Consider the following 8870-nt stretch of genomic DNA (forward strand, 5'->3'; position numbering starts at 1 on the left):
CAAGAGCAAGGTCCCTGTGAGCACGGCTCCTACGCGCGCATCCACAGATGAGGCAACGACCCAGTCCTCGCGCGCATCTTGACATGATTCAACAGGCCCGGCGCTGTCAGAGCTGATCAAAGCAGCATTCACGATGGGCCTCGTCGACACCGCGCACCCGACGCTGGGCCAACTGCTGCGGGGGTGGTTCGGCGGGTCAGCAACTCCGGACGTCACGACCAGCTCGCACACCACGCTGCTGTCGGTTGTCAACGACCTCAGTGGTGCGCTCTCGTCCGCCTATTCAAATCTGCTGCCCCTCGCCGACACGGTAAACGTCCTCCTCACCGCGATGCCCGCCTACGACGTGAGCCTCTTCATCGACCAGCTTGAGGCCGGCAACCTCCTTGGCGCCGTCGGTGATCCGGTCGCTGCCGACGTGGGGTGGATCTTCACCATCGCATCATCGTTGCTGCCGTGAAGTTGAGCCGCGAAGCCGCCGATGGTTCTCACAATGGCATCGGTCGGTCAGCTGGCCACCGCGCCTGGTTGCAGGCCTGACCAGTGGATTTGCTCGTTCGACTCGTCCGGCGACGCCGGGGCTGGTAGGTTCGGGCTGCACCAGCGGTTTAGTATCCACTTCGGTAAAACTCAGCGCAGCTAGAGCCTTTGACTGGGGGCGCCATCGGAGCGAGCGGACGTTCGTATGCGAGCGCGGGTGTGGCGCTCGCGTTGGCCGGCGCCGTCGCCGTCACGCCGATCGTGCCGCGGCCGCCCGAGATTCCCATCGTCGGCCCGGCACTGCGGCTGGCCACCGGCGAGTCGATTCTCAACATCCCGATCAACCTGTTGATCGATGCGATCAACGTGCCGGCCAACGAACTCAACGGTGTGCAGGCGTTGGCCGATGCGTTGTTCTTCTCCGGGACCTGGATGGTCCCAAGCGCGACGAACGTGTGGGGAACCGACCCCGGTGACATCGGGCACTACTACGGGCTGGTCAACATGCTGGTGCCGTTTCCGGTGCTGGCCGACGGTATTGGCGCTCAGCTCGCGGGTTACGCGGAGGCCGAGTTCCCGGTCAGCCCATGGTGTGACGCCCAGATCTGTCCGCCCGCCGTCCCACCCAGCCCTATCATCGGCATCACCCCGATCGACCTGGTCATCTGGTACGGGTTGATCGCAACCCACCTCGCGCCGTCTCCGCTGACGGACAGCTGGGAGCAGGTGCCGATTTGGCAGCTGCTGAGCGGATATACGTTCACCGCCGCAGACGATCCCGGCTACTACGATCCCAGCGGCCCGGCATACGCCAATGCCGCATGGCCAACCACACCCACCGCGAAGGGAGTTCCTCCGGGCCCGTTCGCGCCGACGACGACGGTCACCCTGCCCGATGGGCAGACCGCATACGAGATGCCGTGGGCCAACACCACATTCACGCTAGATCCGACCAAACCGTTGACGGACTTCCTCAACAGCTTGATGGCGGACCCGTCGTCGAACCCAGTCCAGCTCGTCGACCCGCTCACCGCGATCCACACGGTTCAATCATTGCTCGCGTCGCTGGTCGTCGCCTTCGACCCGGCCACCCCGGGCACCATAAGCTGCCTTACGGGGTGTAATCTGCCTGAACCGCTGACCATCCCCGGGATCGTGAGCCTCATCGGAAGCCTGCCGCCCGGAGACCCGCAGATCAACGCGTGGCTTGCCGCGTGGCAGACACACGGAACTACCGGCCCCGACGTCAACTGGGCGATGCCGGAGCAGATCCAACTCCATGAGCACTACCTGCGCAATGACTGGCTTGTCGATTCGCACAATCCGGGGTGGCCGCCCTTCGGCACGATGCCCACCTCACCGCCCACGATGGATGCAGGCCTGTCAGCCCTCGTCACGGCTGAACCGGTCGGCGAACCGGAAAAGCTGCTTAACGACCTGGCCGCGCTGCTGCCCCTGAGCAACTCCGGTCTCAGTCAGCTGTTGGTGACCGACGGCCTGACGGGTCTGTTCGGCACGGCGTCGGCGGATGCGTCGGCACTGTGGGCGGATCTGGTGGGCTCGCTGTGATCGGTACCACGTCAATCACTTGCGAGCAACACGGCAGGTAACTGAACTCCCCGCCATGCAGTGCATCGTTGAACGGCCAGTCGGTCATGTCACTGGCATCGCGGGTCAACCGACGCGGAGTCTCCGCCGGGTGGCGACCTCCCGGGCGCTTCGCGTGCGTCGGCTCACGCCTGCTGGGGCGGCTCTTTTTGGGCCTGGGCCTGCGCAGCGAGTGCGGCGTCGACGTCTAAGTCCCTGACCTGCTGGACCAGATCCTCCAGCGCCGCCGACGGCAGCGCCCCCGCCTGGTTGAACACCAGCGTGCCCTTCTTGAACGCCATCAGGGTGGGGATGGACCGGATCTGAGCGGCGGCGGCCAACTGCTGTTCGGCCTCGGTGTCGACCTTGGCGAAGACGATGTCGGGGTGCTTCTCCGCCGAGGCCGCGAACGTGGGCGCGAAGGACCGGCACGGCCCGCACCATGAGGCCCAGAAGTCGACGAGCACGATGTCGTTTCCGGCAATGGTTTCGTTGAACTGCGCTGAGGTGAGATTCTGGGTAGCCATGATGGGCCCAACGCCGAAAACTGCCACGCTGTTCCCCGGCGCCAACCCGGCGGTGGCGCAGCCGGTATACATAGCAGGCTCACAGAGTGAAAAGAGCCTACTGCTAACTCCGCGGCAGATGGTGATACTGCCCACTTTGCCAGCAAGCTGTCGCGCACACCGGCGCACGACGTCCACGATCGGAGAATGTTGATGCCTGCCCTCGCTGTCCCGCCCCGACGTGCGTTCCTCGCGGTCACCGGGGCCACCGCATTGTCCTTGGCCGCGCTCTCCTGGCCGGCGCCGGCGTACGCCCAGAGTGATCACGTCATCGGCCTGATCGCATCGGTGTCGGGCAACACGCTCCAGGTCACCCAGTCGACTGGGAACGCCACGGTGCAGTACGCGAGTTCCACCGAGATTAGGGAGGCCATCCCGGCTCACCTGAGCGACGTCGCCCTCGGCAGCTGCATCAAGGCCGGCCCCGCCCCGCAGAGCGCCCCGGCAAGCAGCGGGGCGATCACCGCCCAATGGGTCAGGATCAGCAGCGCGGTCGACGGTAAGTGTCCGCAGCTGCAGGACTCGAGTTCCACCACACCGTCTGCGGCGCCGGTAGAACACCGGGCAGTCCGCGGGGTGGTCGATTCCGTCGCCGGTAACACCATCACCCTCACCCCGGACAGCACCACCGGGAGCACATCGAAGGTCACCGTGACCGTCACCGACACCACCACCTACAAAAAGCGGGTCGCGGCCAACACCGGCGCGATCGCCAAGGGTAAGTGCGTCGTCGCACGGGGAACCAAGGACAGCGGCGGCGTGCTGCAAGCGACGAAAGTCACTGTGTGGGCGGCCACCGATGGCAAGTGCCCGCAGTCGGCCGACTAAACGCCTCAGACGGTGAAGCCGACCGCGCGCATCATTTCGCGGCCGTCGTCGGTGATTTTGTCCGGACTCCATGGCGGATCCCAGACCCAGGTCAGGTCCAGCTCGGTGACCAGGCCAGCTCCGATCGTCACGTTGTGCACCTGGTCGTGGATGATGTCCTGAAGCGGGCAGGCCGGCGAGGTCAGCGTCATGATGATCACGGCCACCGGACCCTCGGCGCCCTGGTGGACATCCAGGTCGTAGACCAGCCCCAGGTCCATCACGTTGATGCCGATTTCCGGGTCGATGACATCATGCATCGCCTCGTCAACCTCGGCGAGCAGCTCATCATGCGCTGCGGTGGTTTCGCTCATCCATCCATCTCCATGGGTGATCGGGCGCCGGACCGGACCGGTGCCGCGGTTGTCACACTGGCTGATGCCGGTGTGTGCTCTTCTGATCTGGCCTGGACCAGCTCGGGGCTGGCCGCGATAGCCTGCGCTAGAGCATCCTTGAACGCCATCCAGCCCAGCAGCGCACATTTCACCCGTGCCGGGTATTTGGCCACTCCGGCGAAGGCGACGCCGTCGCCGAGCACCTCCTCGTCGCCTTGCACCGTGCCGCGTGAGGACACCATGTCGTGGAAAGCGTCGAATATCTGCAGAGCCTGGGCGACCGTCTGGCCGATCACCTGGGTGGTGAGCACCGAGGTTGCCGCCTGGCTGATCGAACAGCCCTGCCCATCGTAGGAGACGTCGGCGATGCTGAACTGCCCGTAGCCGTCCTGCGCCAGCGCCACCCGCAACGTGAGCTCGTCGCCGCAGGTCGGGTTCACATGGTGGACCTGCGCGCCGAACGGCTCCCGCAGCCCACGGTGCTGCGGGTGCTTGTAGTGGTCGAGGATCACTTCCTGGTAGAACTGCTCAAGCCGCACGACTCACGCTCCACCGAAGAAGCTCACGGCCCGGCGCACGCCAGCAACCAGGCGGTCGACCTCGTCGACGGTGTTGTACACCGCGAACGACGCCCGCGCCGTCGCTGCCACGCCGAACCGGCGGTGCAGCGGCATCGTGCAGTGATGACCGACCCGCACCGCGACACCGTCGTCGTCGAGCACCTGGCCCACGTCGTGGGCGTGCACGCCGTCGACGACGAACGACACCGGCGACCCACGGTCGGTCATCGACACCGGCCCGACGATACGCACGCCGTCGACGCCGGACAGGCCGTCGATGGCGGCGGCAACCAGGTCGCGTTCGTGAGATTCCACGGCGTCCATCCCGATCGCGTCGAGATAGCGGGCGGCTGCGGCCAGCCCCACCACCTGAGAGGTCATCGGGGTGCCGGCCTCGAAGCGCTGCGGCGACGCCGCGTAGGTGCTTTCGACCATCGTCACCGTCTCGATCATCGAGCCGCCGGTGAGAAACGGCGGCAGCGCCGACAACAATTCACGACGGCCGTACAGGACGCCGATCCCGGTGGGACCCAGCATCTTATGGCCGGAGAATCCCGCAAAATCGACACCCAGCGCATGTAAGTCAACCGGCTGGTGCGGCACCGACTGGCAGGCATCCAGCACGGTCAACGCACCCACCGCCCTGGCCGCCGACACCAGTTCGGCGACCGGGGTCAACGCACCGGTGACATTCGAATGATGAGTGAATGCGACAACTTTCACCCGATCATCGAGGCTCAGCGAGTCCAGGTCGATGCGCCCGGCGTCCGGCCCCGAGTCGACGACGGAATACCAGCGCAGCGTCGCGCCGGTGCGGCGGGCCAGCTCCTGCCAGGGCACCAGGTTGGCATGGTGTTCCAGCTCGGTGGAGACGATGACGTCGCCAGGGCCCACCGCACGCTCAAAGCGATTGTCGCCGAGCACATACGACACCAGGTTCAGCGCCTCGGTGGCGTTCTTGGTGAATACCAGCTCGTCGGCGTCGGCGCCGACGAATCCGGCGACGGCAGCTCGGCCCGTCTCGTAGGCGTCGGTGGCCTCCTCCATCAACTGGTGCGCACCGCGATGCACCGCCCCGTAGCAGGTGGCCAGGAACTCCCGCTCGGCGTCGAGTACCTGGCCAGGGCGTTGCGAGGTAGCGCCGGAATCCAGGTAGGCCAATGGCTTTCCGCCGCGCATGACGCGACTCAAGATGGGGAAGTCGGCCCGTATCGCTGCCAGATCAGCCCTGTCGAGCGCCGCGGGGCTCCTGACCGAGAGCGTCATGTCGCCGATCCCGCCACTGCCGTCTGCGAGAAGCGTTCGTAACCGGTCTTCTCCAGCTCGTCGGCGAGTTCGGGTCCGGCCGACTCGACGACCTTGCCACCGGCGAAGACGTGCACGAACTGCGGCTGGATGTAACGCAGAATCCGGGTGTAGTGCGTGATTAAAAGGATGCCCGGCTGCTCGGCTTCTGCGTAGCGGTTTACCCCTTCGCTGACCACCCGCAGCGCGTCGACGTCGAGCCCGGAGTCGGTCTCGTCGAGGATTGCGATCTTCGGCTTGAGCACCGACAGCTGCAGGATCTCGTGGCGTTTTTTCTCGCCGCCGGAGAAGCCTTCGTTGACGCTGCGATCGGCGAACGTGGGGTCGATGCCGAGCGCGCTGAATGCCGCCCGCTGTTCCTTGACCCAGTGCCGCAGCTTCGGCGCCTCGCCGCGCACCGCGGTGGCCGCGCTGCGCAGGAAATTCGACATCGACACCCCGAGCACCTCGACCGGATACTGCATAGCCAAGAAGAGACCCGCCCGCGCACGCTCATCAACGGTCATCGCGAGCACGTCCTGACCGTCCAGGGTGATCGACCCGGACGTCACGACGTACTTGGGGTGGCCCGCGATCGCGTACGACAGGGTGGACTTGCCCGATCCGTTGGGCCCCATCAGTGCGTGCGTCTCGCCGGAGTTCACCGTCAGGTCGACGCCGTGCAGGATGGGGATCTCGGCGGCCCCGTCGCCGGGCGCGCTGCCGCTGGGCGCCACGCTGACGTGCAGATCCTTGATTTCAAGTGTGGTCATTGCCGATTGGTGTCCTTAAGTCGTCCGCAGGTCCGCGGCTTGGAGGTTTTCGGTGAATGCGAGCTCTTGCTCGACGGCTTCGGTGAGACGGTCCCGCACAGCCGGCACGGCGATCTTGGCGATGATCTCGGCGAAGAAGCCGCGCACGATCAGTCGACGGGCCTGGTCCTCCGGGATACCGCGGGCTTGCAGATAGAACAGCTGCAGGTCGTCGAAACGTCCTGTGGCACTGGCGTGTCCGGCCTGGATGATCTCGCCGGTCTCGATCTCGAGGTTGGGTATCGAATCGGCCCGGGCGCCGTCGGCGAGCACCAGGTTGCGGTTGACCTCGAAGGTATCCGTGCCGATCGCGTCCGCGCGGATCAGCACGTCGCCGACCCACACCGTGCGTGCGTCGGGCCGTGACGAGTCCGGATCGCCTTGCAGCGCGCCCTTGTAGAGTACGTTGGAGCGGCAGCTGGGTTTGCCGTGGTCGATCAGCAGCCGCGACTCCAGATGTTGGCCGTCATCGGCGAAATACAATCCGAGCAGTTCGGCGTCTCCGCCCGGGCCATCGAACCGGACCCGTCCGGTCAGCCGGATGAGCTCACCGCCGAACTGGACTGCGGCGTGATGCAGCACCGCGTCCTTGCCCAGTGCCATGTGGTGCATGGTGACGTGAACCATGTCGCCCGCGGGGTCCGCGATCCAGACCACGGTCAGGTCTGCGCCGTCGCCGACGACGAATTCGACGTTGTCGGCATATGTTCCGCTGCCCCGCAGGTCGATGACGGCGACTGCCCGGGACAGCTCCTGTGCCCGCAGCTGCAGATGCCCGTAGGCCGTGGCACCCTGCCCGGGCCCGGTGACGGTGATCTCGATCGGCTCCTCCGGTGCGGCGCCGTTGTCGACGGTGACCACAGTCGCCGAGTTGAACGACGAGAACGCCTGGGCTGCAACCCGATCGGCTGGCACACCCGCCGACCCGAGGCGTTCATCGCCGCGCCGGACGGTTTCGGCGTGCACGCCGGGGATTTCGCGGACCTCGATCGCGGCCGTCCCGGTTGCGGGCGCGGAGCCATCATGCAGGCCGCGCAGCCGGCGCAGCGGCGTGAACCGCCAGGCCTCGTCGCGGCCCTGCGGCACCTCGAAGGCGTTCACGTCGAATGCCGTGAACTGTGTTGCCTTGTTGATGCCTGGCCCCTCGACCGCCTCGGTGAGGTTGGTCCCTGTAGTAGCGGGCCCCACTAGCCCACCGCGCCTTCCATCTGCAGCTGTATCAGCTTGTTGAGCTCCAGGGCGTATTCCATCGGCAGTTCCTTGGCGATCGGCTCGACGAAGCCGCGCACCACCATTGCCATCGCCTCGTCCTCGGGCAGCCCCCGGCTCATCAGATAGAACAGCTGATTCTCGCTGACCTTCGACACGGTGGCCTCGTGGCCCATGGTGACGTCGTCCTCTCGGATGTCGACGTAGGGGTAGGTGTCACTGCGACTGACGTCATCGACCAGCAGTGCGTCGCATTTGACGCTGGCGCGCGATCCGTGCGCGCCCTTGTGAATCTCCACCAGGCCGCGGTAGGAGGATCGACCACCGCCGCGCGCCACCGACTTGGAGATGATGTTGCTCGACGTGTTGGGTGCCAGGTGCAACATCTTGGCGCCGGTGTCCTGGTGCTGTTTCTCGCCGGCGAACGCCACCGACAGCACCTCTCCGCTGGCGTGTTCGCCGGTCATCCACACCGCCGGATACTTCATGGTGACCTTGGATCCGATGTTGCCGTCGACCCACTCCATGGTGGCGCCTTCTTCGGCGCGGGCTCGCTTGGTGACCAGGTTGTAGACGTTTGTCGACCAGTTTTGAATCGTGGTGTACCGAACGCGCGCATGGGGTTTCACGACGATCTCCACTACCGCTGAGTGCAGCGAATCCGACGAGTAGACGGGCGCGGTGCAGTTGTGCACGGCAAAGCCATATGCGAGGTAGCTGTCGGGCTCCTCAACGTCGAGGTTGTATACCGGCTCGTGTGCCTCACGAACCGTCCGTTTCTTGACCGGCACAGCGAAGTAGTCGCCGCAGTCGCGAGCCTGCTTCGGTTCATGGCCGCCCTCGGCCCACTGGACCTGGTACAGATCCTTGCGGACGACGTCGCGGCCCTGGATCACTGCGGGGCCACCGGGCCGGCGCAGTTCGACCGTGGCGTAGTGGCCGAGGCGCGCCAGGACCGACTGCAACTGGAAGGCCCACACCCGCGATGTGGTGTGCGCCCGCTTCCACAGCGCACCGCCGCGCCGCGTGACGTTGCCATCTCCGTTGACGTAGGCGTCCACCAGCTCCCTCATGAACGTCTCGTCCTGGCGCATCAAGAGATCCGACAGCTTCTTGTTCGACGATCCGAGGCCGACGTTGTCGCGCATCGCGGCGTAACCCGCCTTCGTG

The 8870-nt window shown here is 65.8% G+C and carries 10 protein-coding genes; 3 read left to right on the top strand and 7 right to left on the bottom strand.

Going from position 1 to position 8870, the window contains the following annotated elements:
* The first annotated feature begins 133 nt into the window (after window positions 1-133).
* Both AC2VOP_RS16435 and AC2VOP_RS16440 read left to right on the top strand, forming a co-directional pair.
* A complete protein-coding gene (locus AC2VOP_RS16435; RefSeq protein ID WP_486961961.1) occupies window positions 134-460 on the top strand; it encodes a hypothetical protein in 327 nt (108 codons plus the stop codon).
* 239 nt (window positions 461-699) lie between these two features.
* Window positions 700-2049 carry a hypothetical protein gene (locus AC2VOP_RS16440; RefSeq protein ID WP_486961962.1) on the top strand — a complete coding sequence of 450 codons (1350 nt, stop codon included), beginning with the start codon at window positions 700-702 and terminating at the stop codon, window positions 2047-2049.
* Window positions 2050-2213: 164 nt separating this feature from the next.
* On the opposite strand, the gene trxA is transcribed toward AC2VOP_RS16440, so the two are convergent.
* Window positions 2214-2594: a thioredoxin gene (gene trxA, locus AC2VOP_RS16445; protein ID WP_486961963.1), complete on the bottom strand. Its 381-nt coding sequence runs from the start codon at window positions 2592-2594 to the stop codon at window positions 2214-2216.
* A 186-nt stretch (window positions 2595-2780) separates the two neighbouring features.
* Here trxA and AC2VOP_RS16450 point away from each other — a divergent pair, with 186 nt between their 5' ends.
* On the top strand, window positions 2781-3461 hold the full coding sequence (locus tag AC2VOP_RS16450) for a DUF5666 domain-containing protein (protein ID WP_486961964.1): 681 nt from the start codon (window positions 2781-2783) through the stop codon (window positions 3459-3461).
* Window positions 3462-3466: 5 nt separating this feature from the next.
* Here AC2VOP_RS16450 and AC2VOP_RS16455 read toward each other — a convergent pair whose 3' ends face one another.
* The 6 genes from AC2VOP_RS16455 to sufB all read right to left on the bottom strand — a co-directional run.
* Window positions 3467-3814, bottom strand: a complete 348-nt coding sequence (locus AC2VOP_RS16455; protein WP_486961965.1) for a metal-sulfur cluster assembly factor — start codon at window positions 3812-3814, stop codon at window positions 3467-3469.
* Complete coding sequence (gene sufU, locus AC2VOP_RS16460; RefSeq protein WP_486961966.1) at window positions 3811-4374, bottom strand: Fe-S cluster assembly sulfur transfer protein SufU; 564 nt, start codon at window positions 4372-4374, stop codon at window positions 3811-3813. The genes AC2VOP_RS16455 and sufU overlap by 4 nt, the downstream gene beginning before the upstream one ends.
* Window positions 4375-4377: 3 nt before the next feature.
* A complete protein-coding gene (locus tag AC2VOP_RS16465) occupies window positions 4378-5661 on the bottom strand; it encodes a cysteine desulfurase (protein WP_486961967.1) in 1284 nt (427 codons plus the stop codon).
* Complete coding sequence (gene sufC, locus AC2VOP_RS16470) at window positions 5658-6452, bottom strand: Fe-S cluster assembly ATPase SufC (protein WP_486961968.1); 795 nt, start codon at window positions 6450-6452, stop codon at window positions 5658-5660. The genes AC2VOP_RS16465 and sufC overlap by 4 nt, the downstream gene beginning before the upstream one ends.
* 15 nt (window positions 6453-6467) lie before the next feature.
* Window positions 6468-7679, bottom strand: a complete 1212-nt coding sequence (sufD, locus tag AC2VOP_RS16475) for a Fe-S cluster assembly protein SufD (protein ID WP_486961969.1) — start codon at window positions 7677-7679, stop codon at window positions 6468-6470.
* On the bottom strand, window positions 7679-8870 hold a 1192-nt coding region (sufB, locus tag AC2VOP_RS16480; protein ID WP_486961970.1), incomplete at its 5' end, for a Fe-S cluster assembly protein SufB. The genes sufB and sufD, both read right to left, overlap by 1 nt.

The sequence above is a fragment of the Mycobacterium sp. TH-M106 genome (assembly GCF_057473765.1).